The following is a 25,057-nucleotide window of genomic DNA, read 5'->3' on the forward strand; positions in this document are numbered from 1 at the left end:
TTCTGCGGTTTGTTGTTTATTAAGTTATCAAACTTATCCCACATTTGCCAGCACAAGGCTTTTTGCTATCGGATAGATAAGGCAGAGAAGATATATTATCGCAGCAGGATTTGTGAAAACGACTTTGCGGGTCTCCTTTGGTGAAAGGGCTTTGTCGCTGTCATCAAGGGCAAGCTTTTTAAAGCTCGCAAAGAGCACAAGACAGCCGAACAGGCCGATGACTATTTCTGCGATACTAAGGGCTGTGGAGTAATTTTTTATGCCTGCGGCGCTTGCTAAAGTCGAGAAATTTGCGAGAAGATTATTGAGACAATGTATTATGATAGTCGGCAGGACAGAGCCGCATTTTACGGCGATAATGGCGTAAACAAAGCCTGTTGCGAAAGCGGAAGCCGCCTGTGGGATATTGCCGTGCATAAGTCCGAAGGCAAGGGCGGAGAAGAGCACCGCCGTGCTTTGACCATATGGCGCAAGAGCCGTGAGGACTGCTCCACGGTAGATACATTCCTCGATGATAGGGGCTATTATCACGACATAGCCAAGCTGCAAGATTATTGCCGCAGCGGAGGGGTGGCGTATGCTGAAATCTGTGGAGGGGACGGAAACGCCACGCTGTCCAAGCAGATTTGTGAGCATTGAAACGAACTGTGAAAGCAGCAGATTGACCACAAAGCAGGCTGAGAACCATTTCAGCCCCACGACTGCTCCCTTGCCCTTGGCGTGGAGATAGCTTTTTGCACGGCTCTTAAACAAGCAGCGAAACAGTATGGCGAAAACTATAAAGCTCATCAGCGTAATGGAAAGGTTCGCCGTCATATTGAAAGCGGTGGAGCTAACAAAGGCGGTCTGCTTGCGAAGATATGTTACGGCTGTGGTGTAGTTCAGGGTGAATTTGCCCGAATGATATGCGTATGCGGCATAGAAAAACATCGCTGTGAAAACTTTGTTGAAAAAGTTGTAAAGTATAAGGCTGAGAGAAAGCTTCACGCAATCGGCGAAAAGGGCTTTCTTTTCGGCCTCTTTATCTGCTAGGGTCGGTGATGTGTCGATGATCTCTATATTTTCAGTATTTTCACTATTCAAGATGATACCTCCCGATGAAAATGCTTGGTCGTAAAGCTGAATTATCAAGTAAAAAAACTCATAAAAAGCTGGAGACTAACGGGCGAACGCTGTTCGCCCCTACTTATCATTCTATTATAGCACATATCCTATGAATTTTGCAAATCGTTATTTGATGATAGGGTGATAAAATGTTATGAAAATGTAAATAAATAAGAGAAATTTTGTGATAACTCTTGCATTTTATCAAGTGTGTTGTATAATATAATTAGCACTCAAATGATGAGAGTGCTAATTGACTAGAGCAAATATAATTTAAAATTAAGAAAGTAAAATAATTTTAGGAAAGGTTGATGTTTTATGCAGACAAAGGAATTTAAGGCAGAATCAAAAAGACTGCTGGATATGATGATAAACTCGATCTATACTCACAAGGAAATTTTCCTCAGAGAGGTCATTTCAAACGCAAGCGACGCTATCGACAAGCTTTATTTCAAATCGCTGACCGACACTTCCATCGGTCTTAACAAGGGCGATTTCGCTATCAATATCGCTGTGGATAAGGACAAGAGAACGCTTACTATCTCAGATAACGGTATCGGTATGACTGAGGAAGACCTTGAAAACAACCTCGGTACTATCGCAAATTCTGGTTCTTTCGCTTTCAAGAAGGATAACGACCTTGGTGACGACGTTGACATTATCGGTCAGTTCGGCGTTGGCTTCTATTCAACATTTATGGTAGCAAAGGAAGTTACTGTTGTAACAAAGGCTTTTGGCAGCGATAAGGCTTACAAGTGGACTTCTGACGGCGTTGAGGGCTACACTATCGAAGAGTGCGAGAAGCCTGACGGCGTTGGCACAACTATCACGCTGACCCTCAAGGACGATACTGAGGACGAGAAGTATTCAAATTATCTCGAGCAGTATCAGATACAGTCGCTTGTAAAGAAGTATTCAGACTATATCAGATTCCCGATCAAAATGGAAGTGGAGCATACACATTACAATGAAGAGGGCAAAGAGCCTGAGGTTCACAAGGAGATCGAGACCCTTAACAGTATGACCCCAATTTGGAAAAAGAACAAGAGCGAGCTCAAGGACGAGGATTACAACAACTTCTATATGGAGAAGTTTAACGACTATGAGCCCCCTGTTACACATATCCACGCAAAGAACGAGGGCGTTGCAACTTATGACGCTTTGCTTTATATCCCTGCCCGTGCGCCTTTCGATTATTATTCAAAGGACTATGAAAAGGGTCTCCAGCTTTATTCAAGCGGCGTAATGATTATGGAAAAGTGCGCAGATCTGCTGCCGGATTGGTTCAGCTTTGTAAAGGGCGTTGTGGATTCTGAGGATCTTTCACTCAATATTTCCCGTGAACTTTTGCAGCAGGACAGACAGCTCAAGATAATCGCAAAGAACCTTGAAAAGTCAATAAAGAACGAGCTTGCAAAGCTTCTCAAGAACGATCGTGAAAAGTATGAAAAGTTTTACAGCGTATTCGGACTTCAGTTCAAGTTCGGTATCTATCAGTCATACGGCGCTGCAAACGATACGCTCAAAGACCTTCTTATGTTCCCATCATCATTCGAGGGCAAGAACGTAACTCTCAAGGAATACGTTTCAAGAATGAAGGAAGATCAGAAGGAGATCTACTATGCTTGCGGCGAGACAAAGGAAAGAATTGAAATGCTGCCGCAGCTTGAAAAGATCAAAGATAAGGGCTATGAAGTCCTTTACTTCACACAGGACGTTGATGAATTCGCTATCAAGGTGATGATAAATTACGACGGCAAGCCGTTCAAGTCAATAAGCGACGCTGACCTTGACCTCGATACAGAGGAAGAGAAGGAAGAGGCTAAGAAGCTTGACGAAGAGAATAAGGATATGTTCGCATTTATGCAGGAAGCTATTTCAGATAAGGTAAAGACAGTACGTCTTTCAAAGAAGCTGAAAACTCACCCTGTATGCCTTTCATCTGACGGCAGCATAACTATCGAAATGGAGAAAGTCCTCAATTCAATGCCGCAAAATGATGGCAATAAGGTCAAAGCGGAGAAAGCGCTCGAGATCAATCCAAATCACCCGATATTCGAGAAGCTTAAGAGCCTTTATGCAGAGGATAAGGATAAGCTGAAGGACTACGCAAAGCTGCTTTATGACCAGGCATTGCTTATCGAGGGTATGTCGATAGATAATCCAGTAGAGTTTGCAAATTTGGTTTGTGACTTGATGACAAAGTAAAAAGCACAAAACAAAAAACGAAATAAGCGAAAGCGGGCGACCAAAGGTCGCCCCTACATTAGAATTGCGCATTTACGCACGTTTGTAGGGGCGAACATTGTTCGCCCGTTTTTTTGTGGGATAGTATCGTTTACCCGAAATACCCCTCAATAGCCTCTTTGTTAAGCCCCTCGCCAATAACAATGATTATCTCCTGCCCACGCTCAATAGGCCGAACAGTTATTTCACGGTGAGTGGCGTTGAGCTCGAACCACTCATCACCAGAGGAAGCAAAACCCTTTACTCGGAATATCCTGCCGCAAGCAGGGTCGGACATTAAAGAAGCGGCAAGCTTTTCAAGTCCGCCAACAGGAACGTGCTTGTTCATAAAGTATAACGAGGAGTAAGCAGAGTCTTGATCGAACCATAGCTTTTCGTGAGAGTCGGGTTCGTAACCGCAGGAAGCTATCTGCGCAAAATCTTCATCTGTCAATGCACCCCAGTCCTTTGCGATAACGATCGGCTGACTGTCTCGGCAGCAATGGAATTTTTCAAGCGCTTTCGTTAAATGCGCCTTTGTGTGAGCGATATCTTCTGCACCCACTTCTTGACAGCGGCTAAGTATTATCGCACCTGCGCTGGCTGCCTGTGAAGCAAGCAGATAGTCCGATTCGTCGGAAAGCTCGTCCTCAAGTCCTGCGTCAGCTATGGTTATCACATTGCCGATCTCAAACCAGTTGTCAAGAGGCTCTTCACGGAGCACATCGAAAAATTCGTCAACATCATATATGCCCGAAGGCTCAATAAGAACCCTGTCAAACCCTCTCATTCCCATTGAAATGAGCTTTGTCTTGAAACGCCGCCTGTGGCAGTCCTTGTCGCAAGCACCCGACACCATTTCAAGGTCGCAGTTTTCGCTCATAATATCCTGCAAAAGCAGCATATCAACATTCACCGCACCAAAATCATTCTCAAGTATACCTATCTTCATTCCGCTTTGAACAAGATAGTTTGCGTATTTTTTTATGAAAGTGGTCTTGCCTGCTCCGAGGAATCCCGTGATAAGGTCAACCTTTGCTCTTGCCATTTTATTTCCTCCTGTTTTCTGTCAGTTAGGTAATGCTACATCTTTTCATTCTTATTATACCACAGCGTATAGAATAATGCAAACATTGCTTTGCTGAGTTGGGATGAAAAATAAGCATAATCACCAAAGATGAGAGATATTATTTGATTAAAATACATATTAACAAAATAATGCCGATATGGTATAATTAATAAGATAGAGCCACTAGGCTCAATATGGTGAGTTGGAGGCGAGGTATTGCTTCTGAAAAAAAATAGAATAGGAAAAATAGCTTTTCTGACAGCCTGTGTAATTTGTGCCCTTGCGTGCTTTGCTTCCTGCGCTGTGGGGGAGGATAACAGCGGCGTTACGCCACTTGACAATAACGCTGCGGACAAGTCGCTGAGCCTTGGGCGCAATTATATGTCCCTTTGGGACGGCAGAGAGATAACGGCGGATATCGCCGAGGAAAACGAAATGGTGTTTGTGAACGCTTCCGAAAGCAGCGATATGCGCTGGGCAGATTTTCTCGAGCTGGTGAAAAATAAGAAAAGCGCCGAGATAACACTTTGTCAAAGCGAGAGCATTGTAAATTTGCTGTGCGTGCCCGATCGTGACGGCGACAGCGCCGATATAGTGCTTTCAGAGACAAATTTCAGCGACGGAAAGCTTTTTCTTTCAAGCGTGACGTTATCATCAGACTGCATTTATGAGATCGCAGAGGGCGAAAGCGTTACATATTATGCTGGTGAATACGCCGTTTATGAGACAAAAAACAGTGGCGAAAGCTCCACGGCAATACCTTTCGAGCAGAAAGTATATGAATGCAGCAGCGATGCAAACGTAACATTTCCTTATCAGAAAACGTTTTCAAGTTACTCCGATTTCAAGGAGTATTACAAAAAATATAACGGCGAGCTGGAGATACAGGCGCTCAAATCGGATATGGAAGCTTTCGAGAAGGAGGGCGGATTTAACACCCATATCGTGTTCCTCCGTGCTGAAATGTCGGGCTTTCAGTCGATAGAGTTTGAGACCGTCAAGGCTGTGAAAACAGGCAATGCGCTGACAATATACGTTGCAAAGCGTATCCCGCAGGATCGGCAGGGCTTGGCGGCAAAGCGGCAGATAGTCGTTACTGTGCCGTCGGAATATCTTGACGAGATAAGCCCGAAAAATATCAGTTGGGTGATATATGACGAAAAGTGATGATCTCTCAATAACATAGCGGTCAACGGGCGAACGATGTTCGCCCCTACATAAAAAGTAAGAAGTCACATAAAAAACAGGTTTGGAAGTTCTATGAGCTTTCAAACCTGTTTTGCTTTTGGTATTTGGTATGTTAAATTTTCAGTATTTCAAATCAGCATTTTAGCCCGAGATATCCTTTATCACACAGTCAAGTTCGTCAAGGAAAAGCTGATCTGTGTGGCTTAGGCGGTAGTTGCTCTGATAAATGAGCAGGTCTTTGTTCGTCTTTTTGATCTCCGGACAGCGGCGCTGAACAAGGCCGTAGCGCTTCAAGACTTCTCTCGGCAGAGGGCTCACCCACATAAATGCGTCGGGACAGGAAGCGAGGATATCGAACTGGCTTCCACGCTCATAAACGTAAACGTGGCGGCTGTGATTGTTTATCTCTGCGTTCTTTTTCTGATAGGTGGTGGAAATGTTCGGCACAACATTGTCGCCGTGGAGCACTTCGATATACTTTTCAAGAACTGCTTCGTTGATGTCGTTTTCCCTTGCAAGCTGGCTGTGCTGGTTCATAATGAGGACGTAATCGAATTCCCAAACGCTGTGATATTTGAGCTTTTTCTCTTCCAGCATAGAAGTGAAAAAGCTCTCATATGCGACAGGGCAGCGTATTATGCCGAGATTATATTCGCACTCGACAATGGAATTGATAGTGTCCATCGAGTTGGTTTCCTTAATTTTGAGGTCGAGCTGCAAATTCTTGTCCAGCTTGTTTACAAATTCCGTGAAAGCGTGGGTTATGTAACTTGCTCTCGGGCTGAGTAGCGAAAAGCTTGCGGTGTTTTCGCCGTTGTCCTTGTAAAGGCTCTCCATTTTGTCCATTTGCACAAGGATTGCTTTCGCATACTGCAAAAACTGCTTGCCCTTTTCCGTGGCCACAACGCCCTTTGCGCTGCGCTTGAAGATCGGTATGCCGACCTCTCGCTCCATTTCCTTTATCGCCTTTGAAAGGTTAGGCTGACCCATATAAAGTGCGGAAGCCGCCTTTGTTATCGAGCCAAGCCTCTCAACTTCGACCATATATCTGAGGTGTGTTAAATTCATATTTATTCCTTCTTTTGTTTTCTTGCGCATTGTTTGCAACTTTTTTTTGTTATATCATATCAGTATGTGCGATATATAAATATAACATTGTACCATATAAAAAATCACATATTGCGCCATACTTATTATATAACTTTGTTAAAAAAGTGTCAAGCAAAAGGGACGTGATTTAACATTTATTTAATATTATTTGTAGAGACTGATATGAGAATAAACATTATCATCGGGCTTGACAAACCCTGCGCTTTTTGCTATAATACTTTGAAGTAATATGTACGGCTGACCTTTGCCTCCGGGTAAAGGTCAAGCGTCGGACGGGCTGTCGTTAGGCTTTAAAAGACGGCTCGTGTCCGGCGTTTTTTTGTGGGATTTTTATAGCCAAAAAATTGGAGGAAAGCAAATAAATGAATGATTCACATTCGTATTTGAAGGATTTTATAAAATACGCCTCGCTGAATGTGCTGGGAATGATAGGCGTTTCCTGCTATATTCTTGCGGACACGTTTTTCATATCAAAGGGTATGGGCGCAGACGGCGTAACGGCGCTGAATATCGCAATACCGATTTACAGCCTTATCCACGGCACGGGGCTTATGCTCGGAATGGGCGGCGCAACGAAATTCGCCGTTTACAAGAGCCAAGGCAACGACAAGCAATGCAGCAGGGTGTTCACAAACGCCTTTGTTATGGCGCTTTTGGCAGGGCTTATCTATCTCATCGGCGGCGTGTTCTTTTCCGAACCGCTGGCAAGGCTTCTCGGCGCAGAGGGTTCAGTCGTGGGGCTGACTGATACCTATCTCAAAGTGCTTATGATATTTGCGCCGTTTTTCGTCTGCAACGACCTTTTCAATTGCTTTATAAGAAACGACGGCAGTCCAAAGCTTGCGATGATCGCAATGCTGACGGGAAGCTTTTCAAACATTATTCTCGACTATGTATTCATTTTCCCCTGCGATATGGGCATTTTTGGTGCGATATTGGCGACTGGACTTTCACCTGTTATAAGCCTTTGCGTGCTGTCAAGCTATAAGATCAAAAAGCGCAACAGCTTTCATTTCATTAAGTCGGGGCTGGACTTTGCCCTTTGCAGATCGTCCCTTGCTATCGGCGTGCCGTCCCTTGTAACGGAGCTTTCGTCGGGAATCGTTGTGCTGGCTTTCAATATGATAATATTGGGTCTGGCAGGAAACACAGGCGTTGCGGCATATGCTGTCATAGCGAATATTTCGATCGTTGCGGCGTCGATATTCACAGGCATTGCACAGGGAGGACAGCCTCTTATCAGCGCTTGCCACGGCCGTGGTGACAAAAAGGGTCTCAAAGCCGTGCTGAGATATTCCATAACAGCGCAGATAATAATAGCCTGCCTTGTGGTAGGGGCGATAATAATATTCGACTCGCAGATAGTCGCGATATTCAACAGCGAAAACATCGTTTCCTTGCAGGAAATGGCAGAGCGTGGAATGAGGATATACTTTGTTGGAATGTTCTTTGCAGGGTTAAATATAATAATGTCGTCGTTCTTTGCGGCGTCTGAGCGTGTCGTACCTGCGCAGGTGATAACAGTTTTGAGGGGCTTTGCGCTCATTGTGCCAATGGCATTTGTGATGTCAAAGCTTTTCAAGCTCACGGGCGTGTGGCTTTCGTTCCCTGTCACGGAACTTATCGTTGCGGTGCTTTCGGTGCTGTTTTATATTCTCGGCAGGAAGAAGCAGACAGATATTCTTAAATAAATACAGACAAAATAAAAGGCTGCTGTATCACATTGATACGGCAGCCTTTTTCGCTATTCTTTCATTTCGTCCCTAATGCGCTTCCACTCGGGGCAAAATTTTTCCACCAGCGCCCAAAAATCCTTGCTGTGATCCATATGTACAAGGTGGCAAAGCTCGTGCAGGCAGACGTAATCCATACACTCTTTCGGGTACATAACAAGCTTTGAATTTATGGAGATATGGCGGTTTGAAATGCACCGCCCCCAGCTTGCGGTCATAGGCTTCACGGTGACTTTTTCGGGGGTGAGACCTGTGGCGCTCATCATTCGGTTCATACTTTCCCTTATCTCGCTGAGGGTCAGCTCGCTTATGAACTTGTCCGTCTGCGCCTTTATGTACGCCTTGTCGCTTGTCTTGCTGACGGCGATGAGCAGCCTGCCGCTTTCTATCCTCGGGGTAAAATACCGTTGAGCGCTGACTGTGGTTAGGACGATGTTTTCGCCCATAAGCCGCAATATCTCGCCGTCTGTGTATGTTTTTGGCAGGCCGGGGCGGTTTAGATATTTGTCAGTCCGCTGGTTTATCCAGTCGATATTGTCGGTGATGAAAGCGTAAATTTTGTCTTTCGGGCAGCCATAGGGCACTTTTATTTCCAACATTCCGTCACGAAAGCTCATCGAAAGTCGGCTTCGCTTGCCGATATCTAGTATAAAATCAAGCTTTGCGCCGTTTTCAAGTGGGAAAAAGGTTTTGTATTTTGGCATTTTGCAGTCTCCTTTCCTAGAGTTCTGCTATTCAAAATATTCAAAACGCCGCACAAAAAGCTCTGTGCGGCGTGATATTGCTTTTGCTTGTGGTCAAATTTTACTGAGCGTCCTTGACATTATAGCTTGCAAGATAATCCTTGTAGATATAGCCAGTAAGCGGTCCGTCAATATTTTGGAACGTTATCTTCACATAGCCGTTGTCCTCATATTCAAGCACGTTGACCTCAACGCCCGGGGACATACAAACGATGTTTTCAGCCTCGTTATCCGGCGCAACGTGGAGATAAGCATATTCCGTGACGTACATAACGTCAAGTATCTCGCTCTGGCTGGAGTCGTCCGCCGTGGTGGTCTTGGTGGTCTCCGCCGATGAGTCAGTCGAGCTTTCTGTCACCTCTGCGGCGGAAGTATCCGTCGGGGCGGAGCTTTCGGCAGGGGAAGGCTCTGTCTGATCTGTATTGATCGTGGCTGTGTTTATGCCCTTTGGAACTTCTGCGCTGTTGCTTGCGAAAAGACCCTTTGCAAGGAGCACGATCACGCACAGTACGAAAATTCCAACAACTATTATTGCAATTACGCTGGCAGCGCCGCCAGTTGTTTTGCGGGAAGCGGTGCTTTTGTTTTTATTATCCATATTTTATGTTACCTCCGTCTGACAAAGCAGAGTTCTGAACGTCAGACGAGATACGCCTCCCTTTCAGATTTTTTACATAATACCTTGTCTTATTATACCCTGTTTTGTTCAAAATGTCAATTACAGATCAGTTAAAATTGGATAACAAAGCAACAGAGTAACAAAGTAACAAAGTAACAAAGTTGCGCATATTTATTTGTCAAAATATTTCCAACAGGCTGAAAACAGCCGATAATGACAGCCGATCGTCCATATAGCTGTCGTCATATATCCTGTCCATATTGTCCTGCGAGTATTCTATCTCTTTGCAAAGCTCTTTTAGGGTCAAAAACCTGTCGGCGGTGTCGGAATTTTGGCTTATGCTTATCGCCGCAAATGCGAATATTATCACCGCCATAGCCGTGAACTTTGACAGCAGATCAAGGTCACGGACGGCTTTAAGGAAGTATCTGTAAACAAAATACACCGCAAGCTTTTCCACCTCGCCGCTATGCTCAAACTTCGGCATATCGCCGCAGCCCAGCAGATATTCCCTTGCAGATCTAAGCCGCTGAGGGATAAATGCATCGATATAGTCAAGGTGCAAAAGATATTCCAGCAGGTCGCAAGCCGTTTTTATTGGGTCGGGCAGATCGCTGTTTTCCTCGTTGATACGCCGGAGCAGAGTGCTGTCAGTCTTATAGCCGTTGACCATTTTGTCGATATCTGTCAGATCGCCGCTGTCAAGAGCAAATTGTATGCAGTCTGCGGCGTTGAGAGCGATTGTCAGCCTGTCCTTGATAGGCAAAGCCCTGTCCTGCAAAAGCGCTATCATATTTGTGCGAGCCTTCAGCATTGCGATAAGAGCGGTCTCGTCAAATTCAAGATCGTCCGCTTCTTCGTCGATATCCTTTGAGTGGAATTTTACAGGCTCGGGGTCGGAAAGATACATTCGCACGGCCTCTTCGCAGGAAAGCCCTACGCCGGCCTCTTTGTAATTGCCGAACCATTCGTAAAAGCGTGGGTGCTCACGGCAGATATCCGAAATGCGTTCTGCGCCGTATGCAAGCTGAACGGAGCAAAGCCCCTTTTCGTTGAGCATTGGGCACTTGCCGTCCTTGTGGACAAGATATTTGCAGCCCTCGTCCTCTGTGACGCAGCCAACGAACTTCCTGCCGATATCGCTGTCAAGCTTCTTGTAAAAATCAAAGGTGTCATCGTCTATCTCAACGTCCCAGTCGGTCTCGCAGCAATTGTCGGAACATTCCGAACCTGTGCAGACGAATTTTTCAAATATCTCGGGATAAAACAGCTTCATTTTGCACACTTCCTTTGGTCGCTTGATATTCTAAAATTCCCACATTTATACCTATCATTATAATACAAGCCCTGCCCAATGTCAACACAAAAAGCCGCCTGTGCCCACCACACAGACGGCTCGATATCAAGCTTAAGGCAGCACCGCACAAGGATTGTACGTAAGATGCGCAGTCAGATTTTTCGTCAGATTGTATAGAAATTTTGCATGCATACTGTCGTATGTCAAGAAATTTCTGTGCAATATGGCGGAAAATCTGCAAGCAGATTGCGTGCAAAGCCGCTAGGCGTGCCTTGTGCGGTGCTGCCTTAATTTATTACTGCTGATTTGACGGCGCTGTAAGACCGTGCTTTACTCTGTCACGGACTTCCGCTCTTTTTGCGTCGTTAAACCTATCAAGTGTACCAACAAGATAGCCTGTGATACGTCTTATGCGCTGGAAAGGCACATCGGCAAAATGATAATCAACGTCAACAAAATCGCCGTCGATCTTAAGGTCGATGGCCTCGATGGTTTCTTCGGGATAAAGCTTCTGCGCCCTGTCGATATAAGCGTTGATCTCAGCCTGTGACATTTCGCCGCCTGTTACATTTACGTTTACCATTTTACACTACCTCTCTTTTTATCAGTCTGAATTATTTTTTATCGATTTTCTAAGCACAAATTGTGTCTGTAATCAATGATACCACAATATCTTGTATTTGTCAAGCGGTTTGTGGACTTGTCCGAATAAAAGTGTAGATGTTGTTTTCCTCGCCGAAGGTTGGGGAAAACAACAAAAAATATACTTATCGTCAAGCAAATTACAACGATATTTACAGCAGCAGATACCCCAATGCTAGGAGCAGCTTTATATCTGCGCCCTGTTTGTACAATATGTAGATAAGCATACCGATAAGGGCTTTTTCCTCGTCGATCTTCACGCCGCCGAGGTCAAAAGGCGTGCCGTCCTTGCCGCCGAGAAGTCCCCCCAGCAGGGAGGAGGCAGGCTTGCTTTGCGATTGTGACGATGATGACTGCTGGACAGGTCTGCTTTGTGTTTGCGCTTGTGTTGGCGGAGGCTGAAAAGTCGTGGTATCCTCTGCGCCAACAATGCTTCTTGACCGCCGCTGCATTTCACGGACACGTCTGATAGCTTCCTCCTGCATAGTTGAAAAGCTCTTGTCCCCTTGCACGGAGTTGTCAGAGTAAGCCAAAGAGATCACCTCCCAGAAGTCCGCTTTCTTTCAGCGCAGGATAAATCGCAAAAAGCTTGAAGATCTTCACGAGCCTGTCGATCTTCCCTTGGTTCTCTTCTTTCAGCAAAGGCCGCAGCGCCATAAGCAGGTCAATATTTTTATCGGGCTTTGAGGCGCTTTGCATAATGCCTTGCAGCTTCATAATCTTTGCGATATCAAAGCTTGGTGCGCTGGGCTGGCTTTGGGGCGGCGATTGCGGCTGGCTGTTCATCATTCCGCCGAGACTTTGCAGAAGCTGTGAGAAGTCGGCAGGGGGCTGAGCAGTCTGTTGCTGCGGCATATCTTGCATAGCCTGCCCGTTTTGACCCTCGCTTGTGAGCATATCCGCAAGCTCTTTTATCTGCTTCATACTCTCTTCATCATTAAGTACGCTTTGAAGCTTATTCATCAGATCGTCCAATCTATCACCGCCTGTGTTTTCGTGTTTTGCCTTGAGATTGCAGCCTTATTTATTATTTGCCCTGAAGCTTTTGAAAGATCGCCCTTGCCTGTGGGGTGGAAAGTATCTTCTCTGCGGTCTTTGGATTTGAAAGCGCCTGCTTGAGCATTGCGGCTTCGTTCTGCGGCATACCTGCCAGCGCTTTGTCATAAACGCCGCTTTCAAGCTGTTTTTGCAGCACTTCGGGGGTAGTGCCAAGCTTTTTTGAAGCCACCGCAAGCAGCGCCTGCATAGCTTTGGGGTTCATCGAGCTGAGATTACTGTTTTGGTTCATATGTCATCTCTCCTTGTTTGGCGCATAAATACTTTTACAAATGCCTAATAGTATTTATAAATATTTATGTTATAATAAACAGAATTATGAATGTGCGATAATGTGATAATGCAATATAAGTTAGTGTGCGATTTGTAGGGGCGAACAGCGTTCACCCGTTAGGCGCCGACTTTGTTCGGGTTTGCTGGATCGTATAAATTGCATTATCTGTATATTGATTCTAGGAAACGGGGTGCAAATAGCAAAATGAGGATCATAGTTTTTTCCGATACCCACGGCAATTATTCTGCAATGCACAAGATTTTTAAGCGTAACGGCGACGCCGACCTGTTTATTTTTCTCGGCGACGGCGAAAGAGACCTTGATTCGATGCGTGTGCAGTATCTCGACAAAAAGATAATAAACGTTTCGGGCAACTGCGATCTTGCCTCGCTGACCCCCGAGAACGATATTTATATGACCGACAGCGGCATAAAAATTTTCTTTACCCACGGACATAGGTGGGGCGTGAAGTTCTCAACGGACAGGATATTCTATAAGGCAAAGGAGATCGGTGCGCAGATTGCGCTTTTCGGTCATACCCATTGCCGTTATTACGCTTATGAAGAGGGCATACACATTCTCAATCCCGGTAGCGCAGGTCAGCCGAGGGACGGCCTCCCTGCAAGCTATGCTTATATCGACATCACAAAGGACGGCGGCATTTTTTGCAGCCACGTTGATCTCTGACAGGTCTGTCGGTTTATTATATGCGGCTTGAATGGGCTTTGTGCGGAAAATTTGAGATCTAATATTGGCGATAAAAAACACAATAAAAAAGAATACGGACATAAAAACGGGCGAACAATGTTCGCCCGTTGTTTTTATATTCCGATATGTTGTGTATCTTTATATCGTTGTTTGATTTTAATTTTTACAGCCTGTTTCCGCAAACGCTGCAAAACTTTGCGCCCTCTTTGAGTTCGCTGCCGCAGTTTGGACACTTTGTCAGCGTTGAGCTTTCTATGTCGGCGATATCGGAAACGTCGGCTTTTTCCTCCGCAGGGGTCTGCTGGGGTTGCGGCTGCTGTATCTGATTTGGAACAGCTTCCGTCTTGTCGTGATCGGCTGCGTTATTGACCTGCGCCATAACAGGCTCAGCATTGTCAGGCTTTCTGAACTGGTCAAGGTCGGGCTGGATATATGGCTGAGCAGGCTGAACCGGCATTGGGATAGCGCCTGCCTGTGGGTCATACTGTGACTGAGACTTTTTTACATATGGTATATTTGCGGCAAAATCTTCGCCCATAAGTCTGCTGGCAAGGACAAGTCCGCCGATAAAAAGCAGGAAGTTTGAAATGAGCGGAAGAGCGTCCTTTGCAAGAGATACCGCCGCAATGAAAATGTCGTTGTCATATCCGTAATTGATAGCGTTTGAAAGGGTGCCTGTTCTGAGGGCTTCAAAGGTCATAATTGCAGACATTGCCGTGAGCACGAGGGACACCGTGATGAGTGTGCCTGCGAATGCGCCGTCAAGCTTTTTCTTCGACTTCGCCCTTGCAGATGTGAAAAACGCCGCAAGACTGAAAGCCGCCGTCATAACCGCAACGCCATAGCCGTAAACATAGGTGGAAATACCGCTTGCGTTGATGTAACCTATGGACCTTGTGAAAATGCTGTTGTATATCATCGTTCCAACAGGCTCGATAAGTGCGGCGCAAAGGGATAGGATAAGGGCAATAAAGCTCAGCACGCAAAGGGAACCTCCTGCATATGTGAGCTTCTTGCGATAGGTCTTGTTTTCTGTCATTTTGTAAGCTTCCTTTCTATTTGTTGTTCTTTTTTGTTGCATTTGTTGCATTTGTTGCAGAAAAATAGAGACGGACAAGCGTTTCCGTCTCTATTATAATACTATTTTATCAAAGCCTTGTCAATAGGTTTTTTATCGGTGCAAAGGGTGATAAACGGCGTTTATTCCTGCTTGCTGTCGGAATTTGCGGCGCTGTCATCGCCATTGTCTGCCGTGTCATCGACTGTACTGTCGTTATCTTCACCGAGAATATTTTTCATCATTTCGTTGATGTGCTTCATCTTCTCGTTGTCTGGGTCATTTGGTCGGAATATCTGCATATCCTCTTCGGCGGTGTCGTCTGCGATAGGCGCAGAGCCTTCACCGACTGTCAAAACCTTATCTGATTTAGCCCCATTATCAGCATATTCAGCTGTAAAATGCGCCTTGGCAAGAGCTTTTTTCATAACCTTGCCCTTTTTGTACTCAAAAAGGAATATCACGATGAGCACCAAAAGCCCGAATATTGAAATTATTATGGAAAGCTTCCAGTAGCTTGGTGAGAATTTCATCGTTATGACGTTCTCGCCCTGCTCAAGTGGTATGGTGATAAGGCTGTCAAGGGACTTGCCCGGTGTGACTGTCTTGCCGTTTACCTTGATCGTCCAGCCATTTTCATAGGGAATGGTTGTGAAAAGCACCTTATCGCTGCTGTCGGAAGTTACCGTGCCCTCGAGGTATGTGTCCTCGAATTTTGTTACGTCAAGAACGTTCTGCTGGAGAGCTGCGCAGTCAGCGGAGAATGTGTCATAGTCGAATGAATAGAAAAGCTGTTCTTTCCAGAATGCTTCGTTATCGTCGTTTGAGATAGTCACACGCACTCTGATCTTCTGACCCTGCGTGAACTTGCCGAGGTTGAGGATAGAATAGTTATCGCCCACAAAGAACTGACCTGCATAATCCATCGGGTCGGAGCCTTCCATATACTTGTCCTCGTCCTGTATCCACACATTGCAGCTTCTTTCATAGCTGGTAGGAAGATACATATAAAGGTATGAGCCTTTGTCCATTTGCACAACATAGTCAACGTGGCACTCTGCGATAGAAGAGTCCGCAGGATAATATTTCGTGTGACCGTCGGTGAGCTTTGATGTCGCAACATTCTCCATTTCGCTGTTCACAAGGGCAACTCGTGTGAAATACTGTGTGGTATTTCCTGCGAGGGCGTTGAAGATCATATTCTGATTTTCAAATGGGTTCGTGTCGGAAAGGGAGATATCCTCAATGCTCTTTGGCGAAACAAGTCCCAAACCAAGAGCGTTAGGGTTGTTGTAGAATTTATAAGTTGCGTCGCCCTCGGTGTATTCCGTGGTGAGCTTGTATTCCTCGGGAACTTTCACTCTCGAGCCAACGAATGAGGTGTTGCCCGTTTTGTCCATAAGATACTTGATATCAAAAAGGGCGTCGGTCATAAACGTTGTGCCGTCATATTTCGTGTAATGTCCGCCGTAAGCGTAGCCAAGCTTGTGAAGCATTGAAAGGGCAGGGGCGTTCATCGTTGAGCTGGAGTGTGAAATGCCCATATAGCCCGTGCCGATAGGGTCGTTTACAGTTCTGTGGAAAGTGGCTTCCATTCGATAGAAAAGCGACTGATCGTAGTCTTTCATCATCGAAACGGCGTTTCTTGTCTGGGTCATATAAGGCTCATAGGAAGAATATTTGCTGTATGCAACGTCTGTGTCGATCTTGTCGATAGTGTCGGCGCTGTTTGCAAAAAGCTCAACGCAAAGCACGCCAACGGTTACAATGCAAACCGCCTTTGACTTTGGATATTTCTTCATCAGATAGATAAGGGCAAAGTAGATAGAAAGTGCTATCATAGATACCCATATGCCTTGGATAACGTTTGTGCTCTCGCCTGTGTCGCTGACCTTTGTTTCAAAGAGCTGGAAGTGAGAATAGTTCTCTCTTTCGCACCAGAAAAGGAACACCATAAGTCCAAAGAACACGCCGCCGATATTCTTTGCGGTTATGCCCTCAAGGTTCTCAAAGGCTCTGAACGCCATAACCACCAGCAGGAAAGAGAATGCAAATGAATATCTGTAAGGCAGCCAGTTTGGAACTTGGAAGCCGTGCATTGCCATATCCGCAGGCTTTATGTACATCAGTATCACAAGGCACATCGTAAGCAACCCTGTGGAAGTCTTTTCCTTCATTGATATTTTATTATTAAGGAAGAAGAGTGGCACAAGAAGCAGTACAGCCGTTCCGCAGTATATCATCGGCATACCCTCTGGGTAAACTGTGTCATATGACATCGGGAAAAGCTTTGTGATGAATGTCAAAAAGTCGAACTGCGTTGCAAGGGAGAAGTCGGGGTCGGTGAACTCAAACTTGCCAAGCTTCAGCGAATTGTACACCGGTATGAGCACAAAGGCTGCGCACATAAGCGCCACCAGCGTTCCGACGCCGAATGCAACGCAGCGTGAGAAGAACTTTTTCGGAAAGAACCTGCCCTCTCTTGAAAGGCAGTACCAGCAGAAATACAGGAATGTGAAAATTCCCACCATATAGCCGATATAAAAATGTGCGATGAACATAAGCGCAAGTGGCACGATATAAGGGATAAGCTTGCCCTCGTTCACAAGGCGCTGAACGCCCCAGCAGATAAGCGGCAGATAGATAAGTCCGTCAAGCCACATCGGATCCATAAGCTGAACGACCATATAAGCCATAAGAGCGTACATCGTCGGGAATATCACAAGGGATATGGTTTTTGGCTTTGTTTTTGATATCTTCTTTAAGAAGAACATAAAGGTAACAGAAGCCGTGCCGATCTTTGCAAGCTGCATAATGAGGATAGACGTTGCCATAATCGTTCTTGGCAGCAAAAGCAGTATTATCATAAACGGGCTGGCAAGGTAATAAGCGAATATGCCGAACATTTCGCCGCTTAGGTTTCTCGACCAGTTGTAAATGAAGCTGCCGTTTCCGTGGAAAGCGTCACGGAACTGTTCGTAATAATACACATACTGTCCGTTAAGATCAAGCACCAGCACGGAGCTGTCACCGATCGGGTGTATCTTGAAAAATGCGTATGCGGCGAACATTATCGCCACAGGCAGGAAGAACACAAGAAAATACAGTCTCTTGTCATAACACCATTCCCTCAGAAAAACAGGAAAGGAACGGCGGCTTTTTTTTGCTGTTTCCATTGGCTGAGTATCTCTCCTTTTATGTATGGTTGTGAAAGACTGCGGGCGACCAAAGGTCGCCCCTACACGAGTGCTTTAATTGCGTTTATTTTCTGTCGGGCTTAGTCTCGTCGCTGTCTTTTCTGACGATATCCCTTATTATGTATCTCGGGCGCTGTTTTATCTCTTCATATATCTTAGAAAGGTAAAATCCGATGATACCAAGGCTGAACATTATAATACTTGTGGTGAGCAGCTGGAGTATAATGACAGTTGAGAAGCCAACGGCGGAAGCGCCTATTATCTTCTTTATAAGTGTGTGAAGTCCCAGCACTATTGACACGATGAAGGTTATAACGCCGCAGATCGTTACTATCTGCATTGGTGCGGAGGTGAAAGACGTTATGCTGTTGACGGCGAATTTGAAAAGTGCGCTCACAGACCATTTTGACTCGCCGATCTCTCTGTCCGCAACGTCAAAGTAAACACGCTCGGTCTTGTATCCTACCCAGCTTGACATCGCCCTGAAAAATGTGAGCCTTTCGGGCATTGCGTTGAGGGAGTCCACCACCGCTCTGTCAAGGAGCTTGAAGTCGGAAGCGGCTTCCATATCAAGTCCGCTGGATTTGTTTATCATCTTATAGAACCACAGGGAGAAGAATTTGTAAACAGGGTTTTCTTTTCCCCTCGATCTCTTTCGACCCTCAACAACGTCAACATCATTGTTCTTCCAGATGTTGTACATTTCGATTATGACCTCCGGCGGGAACTGGAGATCGCAGTCGAGAAGCACGCAGGCGTCGCCCTTTGCGGTCTCAAGTCCTGCGAAGATAGCGCTTTCCTTGCCGAAGTTTCTCGAGAAATTCACCGCAACGATGTGCTCGTCATTTCTCGCAAGGTTCGAGATCATCTCCCAGGTCTTGTCCTTTGAGCCGTCGTTTACGAATATAAGCTCATAGTCTATTCCGTTTTCGCTGAGAAGCTTTGAAACAACCGAGGCAGTCTTTGCCACGTTGCCCTCTTCATTATAGCTTGGGATTATTACCGATAACATTTTTTTAGTCTCCTTATTTCTGTTTTGATCTTTTCTTGTTTTTGATTTTATGATTTTACACAACAACAGAACGCCCTTGTGTGACGTTCTGATGATTTGTCTCCTATTGATCGCTTGTGCGCTCCTGCCGCTTGTCAAAATCTGTCCTCAGTTTGTTGAAGCTGAAAAGCAGGATAAGCAGGAATATATAAATAAGTATCTTTGATATTGCCGTGACAACGCCACCGAGGGTGGTGAAAAGCTCCAAAGGAATGAGCCTGTTGAGCACATCGCCGCAGAAGTTTATTATTGTGAAAATGGCAAGCTTGTTGAAATTGCTTTGTAAACGGACGATATGTGAAACATCGTCCACAAGCTCTCTGTGGCTGTCTAAAGCGTTCACGAACATTCTGAAAACGTTAAGCGACATATAAAGTGTCGCCGCAAAAAGCAGTATGCTTATTATATTTGAAGCCATTGCAGCAGGCTTTAAAAGCTTCATAAGAAGCTGAGCCGCAAAGGCGACTGCGCACATTGCAGCGCTTGTTACAGCAGGCTTTTTTATATGAGAGAAAGCGTCGGTGAAATCGGCGGCTTCCATTGTGCCCAAAACGAAAAATATAAAGCCCACAAGCTTTACAGCATAATTGGACGCCCAATCGGCGTTAAGCATAAAAAGCATAAAAAACGAGCCGACCATAAAGAAATTCATCGAAAAAAGCCCCTTTCTGAGAAATTTTGAAATTTGACCATTCCCCATAATTATATATCATTTACAGTTCATTGTCAACCGCAGACCCTTTGTTTTCACCGTTTGTACACAAAAACGAGCTGCGAAAACCCGCCGGCGAAACGCAGAACAGTCAGTGCACATTGCATCATCGACCATTGTCTGAATGGCTATCTATATAAACATAAGAATAGCATATTTTTTCACTTTTTCGCTTAAATGAAACAAAAGACTATTGCAAAGGCTGCGAAATAATGTTATAATAGTATCGTGAAATAAGATAAAACAAAACAGGGGCGTTGCCCCGAGATATCGCAGGAGGTAATGGATATGGCAAAAATACTTGTTACAGGCGGGGCAGGCTTTATCGGCAGCCACACTTGTGTTGAGCTTCTTGAAGCAGGCTATGAAGTAGTTATCGTTGACAACTTCTCAAACTCAAAGCCGGAAGCTCTCAACAGAATAAAGAAGATCACGGGCAAGGATTTCGGTTTTTATGAGGCTGATCTGCTTGATCTTGAGGCAATGGAAAAGATTTTCGCAGAAAACAAGATCGACGCCGTTATCCATTTCGCAGGCCTTAAAGCAGTCGGTGAATCCGTTGCAAAGCCTGTTGAATATTACCATAACAATATAACAGGCACTCTTATGCTCATCAAGGCAATGAGAAAATACGGCTGCAAGAAGATAGTATTCTCTTCTTCCGCAACGGTTTACGGCCCTGTCAATAAGGCGCCTTATACTGAGGATATGCCAACTTCTGCAACAAACCCATACGGCTACACAAAGGTTATGATCGAGCAGATACTCAGAGACGTTTATGTTTCTGATAACGACTGGTCTATATCGCTTCTCAGATATTTCAACCCTATCGGCGCACACAAGAGCGGACTTATCGGCGAAGACCCGAACGGAATCCCGAACAATCTTCTGCCTTATATCTGTCAGGTTGCTGTTGGAAAGCTTGAAAAGCTGGGCGTGTTCGGCGATGATTACGATACTCCGGACGGCACAGGCGTGAGAGATTATATCCACGTTGTTGACCTTGCAAGAGGTCACCTCTGCGCAGTTAAGTACGTTATGGAAAACAAGGGCGTTGACGCTGTAAATCTCGGCACAGGCAAGGGCTCAAGCGTTTATGACGTTCTCCACAGCTTTGAAAAGGCTTGCGGCAAGGAGCTGCCATATGTTGTTAAGCCAAGACGTGCAGGCGATATCGCAACCTGCTATGCTGATACAACAAAGGCAAAGAAGGTCTTTGGCTGGGAAGCACAGTACGGCCTTGACGAAATGACAGCAGACAGCTGGAACTTCATCAAGAACAATCCGAATGGGCTTTAATGATCTGACAATTTAATAATTTAAGGCTTTAAGACAGAAATTCTGTCTTAACATAAATATTACCGAAAATACAGGGATACACTAATTGTGTGTTCCTGTATTTTTTTTGCCCGTTTTTATCAATCGACAAAATAATCACGGCGCTGGTGATAATATATTTTCAGCGGACAGCTCAGAAAATATGAAAAAATGAAAGGAATGATAAGAATGAATGTGGAAATACGCAGTTATCCGTCAAGACGGACGGTCATAGCCGCTATATGCGGCGATATCGACCACCACACCGCCCGATATTTCAGGGGCGAGATCGACAAGGCTATAAGACAGCATTTGCCCCGAACGCTTATCCTTGACTTCTCGGGGGTGACCTTTATGGACAGCTCGGGGATAGGGCTTGTTATGGGCAGATACAAGATCATTAACGAAATGGACGGCGAGGTGCTCGTGGCTTCACCGCCAACCTATATCAGAAAGGTGCTCCAGCTTGCAGGTATCCACAGGCTGACGAAAATAATAACCGATATAAAGCCCTTTATCAGCGAGGTCAAGACCGATAGCGACAATGCTGCGGAGCAGAATGAAAATGATGAAGAGATCAAAAAGGAAGAGGAAAAAATAAAGGAGAGTGATGAAATTGAAGCGGAAACCTATAAATGAGATGAAGGTCTCCTTTCCCAGTTATTCTGAAAATGAGCGCTTTGCTAGAATTGCAGTCAGCGGTTTCCTTACTCAGCTTGACCCACAGATCGATGAGCTTGCGGATATCAAGACCGCCGTCTCGGAAGGGGTGACAAACGCTATCGTTCACGGCTATCGTGATACTGTCGGGGAGATTTTTATGCAGATAAGGATCTTCGACGGCAGAAAAGTGTACATAAAAATACGGGACAAGGGCTGCGGCATAAAAGATGTTGAGCAGGCTATGCAGCCGCTTTTCACCACCGCCCCCGAGGAAGAGCGTGCAGGCCTTGGCTTTGCCGTAATGGAAAGCTTTATGGATAAAATAAAAGTGCGCAGCCGTGTGGGGGAGGGCACGACCCTTGTGCTGGAACGTACTCTTAAACCTAGAAAGCAGAGCATATAGCTTATGAGCGATAGCATCCATACTGTCGATACGGACAAAAATTGCAATTCTTGCGATTCCCCTCTTGCGGAGGAAAATCTCGGGCTTGTGCACCTTTGCGCAAACCGCTTTCGCAATCGTGGCATTGAATATGACGACCTTTACGGCGCAGGCTGTATCGGCCTTGTGAAAGCCGCAAAGGCTTTTGACCCCGAACGTGGGGTGCGGTTTTCAACCTATGCCGTGCCCGTAATACTCGGAGAGATAAAAAGGCTTTTCCGTGACGGCGGCACAATAAAAGTTTCAAGGGGCGTGAAAGAGCTTTCAATGCGCCTCCAGCGTGACAGAGAGCATTTCGCCCTTGAGCAGGGAAGAGAGCCGACTATATCAGAACTTTGCGAGGTATCGGGGGAGAGCGAGGAAAGCGTGACCCTTGCGCTGAACGTCGCCCTGCCGCCCCTTAGTTTGACGGAAAACTCTGACGACGATGACAAGCACGGGCAGATAGATATCCCCATTGAAGCCCCCGACAAAGAGATAACTGACAGGCTGTCTCTGCGGCAGGTGATATCAACCCTTGACGCTCAGGACAGAAAGCTTATTTTCCTGCGGTATTTCCAAAACAAGACACAGGTGGAGACGGCGAAAGCCCTCGGAATGACGCAGGTTCAGGTCTCACGGCGGGAGAAAAAGCTTCTTGCGGCAATGAAAGAACAGCTAAAATAAAGATCGGACGAATTATTGTTTCGCCCGATCTTGTTTTTTCTTTGTTACAAATATGATCTCATTATCTCGATAGTCTCCTCAGGCGTGCAGACATTGTCGGTGGTGAGAAGATAATTATAATAATCCCAGAACGCTTGAATAACGCTGGTCTCGTTTACTTTCATCTAAGAAAAGTCCTTGAAGCTGTCGTTTCGTGCGACGATATTAAGGCTTGAATTTTCCGCCACGTTAATGCAAAGGTTTCGGCTGCTTGCAAAATAATCGTTCTTTATTATCCTGTAATCGCAAATGCCGTTTTCGCAAAGGACTATCATATTTTGCAGCATTATCTTGCGCTCCGCAAGAGTTGGACGAGTGTAAAGCACGCTGGGCAGCTCGAATATCTCGCCTGTTTCCATAAATTCCGCAAGGCCTTTTTCGCTGAAAAGGTTTGTAAAGCTTGATGATAAAAGCGACTTTCTGCCAAGCTCGAGCTTTTCTTTGATAAGGTCTCTCATATCTGGGGGCAGAGTTGCGTGTGCGTCAAATATTTCCTCGGTAAGGCACATCATCGTGCAGGGCTGAAAATCCATACTGATAAAATTTGCAGCCTCGTCATACCAAAAGTAAACATATTCCATAATATCCACGGCGTGTTCAAGAAGCTTCATACACTTTTTGCGTAGCTTTTCAAACTGCCTAAGATAAAACTGCACCATAACAGGCGATCTGTATATCGCGCCCTCCTCATACTTATCGTCGGTGCAAATAACAAAATTGTCTGTTATAATGACCTGCGGCATAAGTGATGTTGAATTTATGTGCGCCTCAGCATTGTCATAATAAAAAAAGGGGTAATATTTTTCGTGCTCCATAGCAAGTTCGCACATACAGGGAAAAATATCAAGATTATATTTATTGTCATAAGCACTGCCACGATTGCCCGAATTATCCACGCAGAAAAGGTGATAAATATTCGAGTCCTTGCTTTCAAAGCAGTAATTGAGCAGCCTTGAAAGATACCCCGATGGTTGGGCGATAATGCGTATATCTGAGCCGTTTTGCACATCATAGGAAAGCAGCACTTGAATATTTCTGAAAAGCTCCTTGCTGTCGGTATATACCGAGGTCTCCGGCACATTTTCAAGCTCTATCTTGGTCTTGAAAGGTATGGTCTTTTCGGCCTCAGCGCTTGCCGCTGCCATAGAATGGATTATCTCAGCGACCTGTTTGCGGCGGCTGTAAACCGCTTCACCCATTTCGGCGATCTCATATTGTTTTATAAGCTCGCTCCTGTCCTCCGCCGAGAGCATAAGCTGTCGGCTTATCTCGCTGACGAACTCAACGCTTGGCGCTTTTCTTTCGCCCTTGAGAATTTTATGCAGATAAGTTCTTTCAATGCCGCACATTTCAGACAGGGTCTTGATAGTGACCCCGCTGCGTTCAGTATACTCCTTTAAAAGCGCAGAAAACTGTGACAAAATACATTACCTCCCCTAGATATTGTAATATCATTATACCGCATTGTGTGTAAGTTGTCAAATGCTTCAAAAAATAAGGGAAACGCCAATATCTTGCCGAACAACAATTTCCCTCTGTCTTGACAAACATATATAAATAGTAGTATAATAATAGCAAATTCCGATAATATCGGGATCAAAGGAAGATAAGAAAAAGTTAAGATTATGGAGGAAAAACTATGTCAAAAATTTGCAAAAATTGCGGTGCTGTAATGGACGACGCTTCAATGTTCTGCGACACCTGCGGACAGAAATTTGAGGAGAAGTCCAACCAAGGCTATCAGAACAATCAGTACAACCAGCAGAACCAGTTTAACCAGCAAAATCAGTTCAATCAGAACCCCTATCAGCAGAACCCATACAATCAGTACGGTTCGATGTTCAATTCCCAGCCGATGTATCAGAGCGGCGAGCAACCCGAATCTCTCGGCAGATGTCTTGCCACCCTTCTGATAATGTGTATCCCGATCGTCGGCCTTGTTTATATGATACTCATTGTCTGCAACGCCACCAAGCACAACAAGACTATCGTGAATTTTTACAGAGCTTCCCTTATCATCGCAGCGGTGATCCTTGTTATCTATCTCATCATTGCTGTGGTCGCAGGCGCAAGCATTTATAATTCCGTGCTCAGAGCAGGCGGAACGACCTATTACGCTTAACAAATTTTAAAAACAACGTATC

Annotated in this window: 24 protein-coding genes; 9 read left to right on the forward strand and 15 right to left on the reverse strand. The window is 45.3% G+C overall.

Annotated features, from left to right (window positions below):
• Positions 1-33: 33 nt before the first annotated feature.
• Entirely contained in the window at positions 34-1,083 is a 1,050-nt protein-coding gene (locus QZ371_RS04570; protein ID WP_295210060.1) for a CPBP family intramembrane glutamic endopeptidase, read from the reverse strand.
• Positions 1,084-1,422: 339 nt separating this feature from the next.
• Here QZ371_RS04570 and htpG point away from each other — a divergent pair, with 339 nt between their 5' ends.
• Positions 1,423-3,312: a molecular chaperone HtpG gene (htpG, locus tag QZ371_RS04575; protein ID WP_295210061.1), complete on the forward strand. Its 1,890-nt coding sequence runs from the start codon at positions 1,423-1,425 to the stop codon at positions 3,310-3,312.
• Positions 3,313-3,442: 130 nt separating this feature from the next.
• Here htpG and QZ371_RS04580 read toward each other — a convergent pair whose 3' ends face one another.
• On the reverse strand, positions 3,443-4,378 hold the full coding sequence (locus QZ371_RS04580; protein ID WP_295210079.1) for a GTP-binding protein: 936 nt from the start codon (positions 4,376-4,378) through the stop codon (positions 3,443-3,445).
• 237 nt (positions 4,379-4,615) lie between these two features.
• Between QZ371_RS04580 and QZ371_RS04585 the strand changes: the two genes are divergently transcribed.
• A complete protein-coding gene (locus QZ371_RS04585; protein ID WP_295210081.1) occupies positions 4,616-5,566 on the forward strand; it encodes a hypothetical protein in 951 nt (316 codons plus the stop codon).
• Positions 5,567-5,728: 162 nt separating this feature from the next.
• On the opposite strand, the gene QZ371_RS04590 is transcribed toward QZ371_RS04585, so the two are convergent.
• A complete protein-coding gene (locus QZ371_RS04590; protein WP_295210084.1) occupies positions 5,729-6,655 on the reverse strand; it encodes a LysR family transcriptional regulator in 927 nt (308 codons plus the stop codon).
• A gap of 404 nt (positions 6,656-7,059) precedes the next feature.
• On the opposite strand from QZ371_RS04590, the gene QZ371_RS04595 reads away from it, so the two are divergent.
• The gene (locus QZ371_RS04595) at positions 7,060-8,388 is read left to right on the forward strand and encodes an MATE family efflux transporter (RefSeq protein ID WP_295210087.1); all 1,329 of its coding nucleotides are present in this window, start codon (positions 7,060-7,062) and stop codon (positions 8,386-8,388) included.
• A 53-nt stretch (positions 8,389-8,441) separates the two neighbouring features.
• Here QZ371_RS04595 and QZ371_RS04600 read toward each other — a convergent pair whose 3' ends face one another.
• The 7 genes from QZ371_RS04600 to QZ371_RS04630 all read right to left on the reverse strand — a co-directional run bounded on the left by QZ371_RS04600 (position 8,442) and on the right by QZ371_RS04630 (position 13,019).
• Positions 8,442-9,134, reverse strand: a complete 693-nt coding sequence (locus QZ371_RS04600) for a SprT family zinc-dependent metalloprotease (RefSeq protein WP_295210090.1) — start codon at positions 9,132-9,134, stop codon at positions 8,442-8,444.
• Between the two features lie 100 nt (positions 9,135-9,234).
• Positions 9,235-9,771 (reverse strand): SH3 domain-containing protein, encoded by a 537-nt coding sequence (locus QZ371_RS04605; protein ID WP_295210093.1) that lies wholly within the window; start codon positions 9,769-9,771, stop codon positions 9,235-9,237.
• Between the two features lie 199 nt (positions 9,772-9,970).
• Complete coding sequence (fliB, locus tag QZ371_RS04610) at positions 9,971-11,068, reverse strand: flagellin lysine-N-methylase (protein ID WP_295210096.1); 1,098 nt, start codon at positions 11,066-11,068, stop codon at positions 9,971-9,973.
• A 316-nt stretch (positions 11,069-11,384) separates the two neighbouring features.
• Positions 11,385-11,672, reverse strand: a complete 288-nt coding sequence (gene nrdD / locus QZ371_RS04615; protein ID WP_295210099.1) for an anaerobic ribonucleoside-triphosphate reductase — start codon at positions 11,670-11,672, stop codon at positions 11,385-11,387.
• A gap of 211 nt (positions 11,673-11,883) precedes the next feature.
• Positions 11,884-12,264 carry a hypothetical protein gene (locus tag QZ371_RS04620; protein WP_295210102.1) on the reverse strand — a complete coding sequence of 127 codons (381 nt, stop codon included), beginning with the start codon at positions 12,262-12,264 and terminating at the stop codon, positions 11,884-11,886.
• A complete protein-coding gene (locus tag QZ371_RS04625; protein WP_295210104.1) occupies positions 12,251-12,706 on the reverse strand; it encodes a hypothetical protein in 456 nt (151 codons plus the stop codon). Before QZ371_RS04625 ends, QZ371_RS04620 begins: the two co-directional genes overlap by 14 nt.
• Positions 12,707-12,758: 52 nt before the next feature.
• Complete coding sequence (locus QZ371_RS04630; protein ID WP_295210107.1) at positions 12,759-13,019, reverse strand: hypothetical protein; 261 nt, start codon at positions 13,017-13,019, stop codon at positions 12,759-12,761.
• Between the two features lie 246 nt (positions 13,020-13,265).
• Here QZ371_RS04630 and QZ371_RS04635 point away from each other — a divergent pair, with 246 nt between their 5' ends.
• The gene (locus tag QZ371_RS04635) at positions 13,266-13,748 is read left to right on the forward strand and encodes a metallophosphoesterase (RefSeq protein WP_295210110.1); all 483 of its coding nucleotides are present in this window, start codon (positions 13,266-13,268) and stop codon (positions 13,746-13,748) included.
• Between the two features lie 184 nt (positions 13,749-13,932).
• Here QZ371_RS04635 and QZ371_RS04640 read toward each other — a convergent pair whose 3' ends face one another.
• The 4 genes from QZ371_RS04640 to QZ371_RS04655 form a co-directional block, all read right to left on the reverse strand.
• Entirely contained in the window at positions 13,933-14,808 is an 876-nt protein-coding gene (locus QZ371_RS04640; protein ID WP_295210111.1) for a zinc ribbon domain-containing protein, read from the reverse strand.
• 161 nt (positions 14,809-14,969) lie between these two features.
• The gene (locus QZ371_RS04645) at positions 14,970-18,002 is read right to left on the reverse strand and encodes a YfhO family protein (RefSeq protein WP_295210114.1); all 3,033 of its coding nucleotides are present in this window, start codon (positions 18,000-18,002) and stop codon (positions 14,970-14,972) included.
• A gap of 85 nt (positions 18,003-18,087) precedes the next feature.
• A complete protein-coding gene (locus QZ371_RS04650) occupies positions 18,088-19,035 on the reverse strand; it encodes a glycosyltransferase family 2 protein (protein ID WP_295210117.1) in 948 nt (315 codons plus the stop codon).
• A 103-nt stretch (positions 19,036-19,138) separates the two neighbouring features.
• Complete coding sequence (locus QZ371_RS04655; RefSeq protein ID WP_295210119.1) at positions 19,139-19,726, reverse strand: hypothetical protein; 588 nt, start codon at positions 19,724-19,726, stop codon at positions 19,139-19,141.
• A 348-nt stretch (positions 19,727-20,074) separates the two neighbouring features.
• Between QZ371_RS04655 and galE the strand changes: the two genes are divergently transcribed.
• From galE to QZ371_RS04675, 4 genes are all read left to right on the forward strand, one after another.
• Positions 20,075-21,085 carry a UDP-glucose 4-epimerase GalE gene (galE, locus tag QZ371_RS04660; RefSeq protein WP_295210122.1) on the forward strand — a complete coding sequence of 337 codons (1,011 nt, stop codon included), beginning with the start codon at positions 20,075-20,077 and terminating at the stop codon, positions 21,083-21,085.
• Positions 21,086-21,283: 198 nt separating this feature from the next.
• Complete coding sequence (locus QZ371_RS04665; RefSeq protein ID WP_295210125.1) at positions 21,284-21,742, forward strand: anti-sigma factor antagonist; 459 nt, start codon at positions 21,284-21,286, stop codon at positions 21,740-21,742.
• Position 21,743: 1 nt separating this feature from the next.
• Positions 21,744-22,169, forward strand: a complete 426-nt coding sequence (gene spoIIAB / locus QZ371_RS04670; RefSeq protein WP_295210330.1) for an anti-sigma F factor — start codon at positions 21,744-21,746, stop codon at positions 22,167-22,169.
• Positions 22,170-22,172: 3 nt separating this feature from the next.
• Positions 22,173-22,874: a sigma-70 family RNA polymerase sigma factor gene (locus tag QZ371_RS04675; protein WP_295210128.1), complete on the forward strand. Its 702-nt coding sequence runs from the start codon at positions 22,173-22,175 to the stop codon at positions 22,872-22,874.
• A gap of 164 nt (positions 22,875-23,038) precedes the next feature.
• On the opposite strand, the gene QZ371_RS04680 is transcribed toward QZ371_RS04675, so the two are convergent.
• Positions 23,039-24,334, reverse strand: a complete 1,296-nt coding sequence (locus QZ371_RS04680; RefSeq protein ID WP_295210131.1) for a helix-turn-helix transcriptional regulator — start codon at positions 24,332-24,334, stop codon at positions 23,039-23,041.
• Between the two features lie 218 nt (positions 24,335-24,552).
• On the opposite strand from QZ371_RS04680, the gene QZ371_RS04685 reads away from it, so the two are divergent.
• Positions 24,553-25,035, forward strand: coding sequence for a hypothetical protein (locus QZ371_RS04685; protein WP_295210134.1), 483 nt, complete (start codon positions 24,553-24,555; stop codon positions 25,033-25,035).
• Positions 25,036-25,057 lie beyond the last annotated feature (22 nt).

Source organism: Ruminococcus sp. (assembly GCF_019423705.1).
Lineage (GTDB): Bacteria > Bacillota > Clostridia > Oscillospirales > Ruminococcaceae > Hominimerdicola.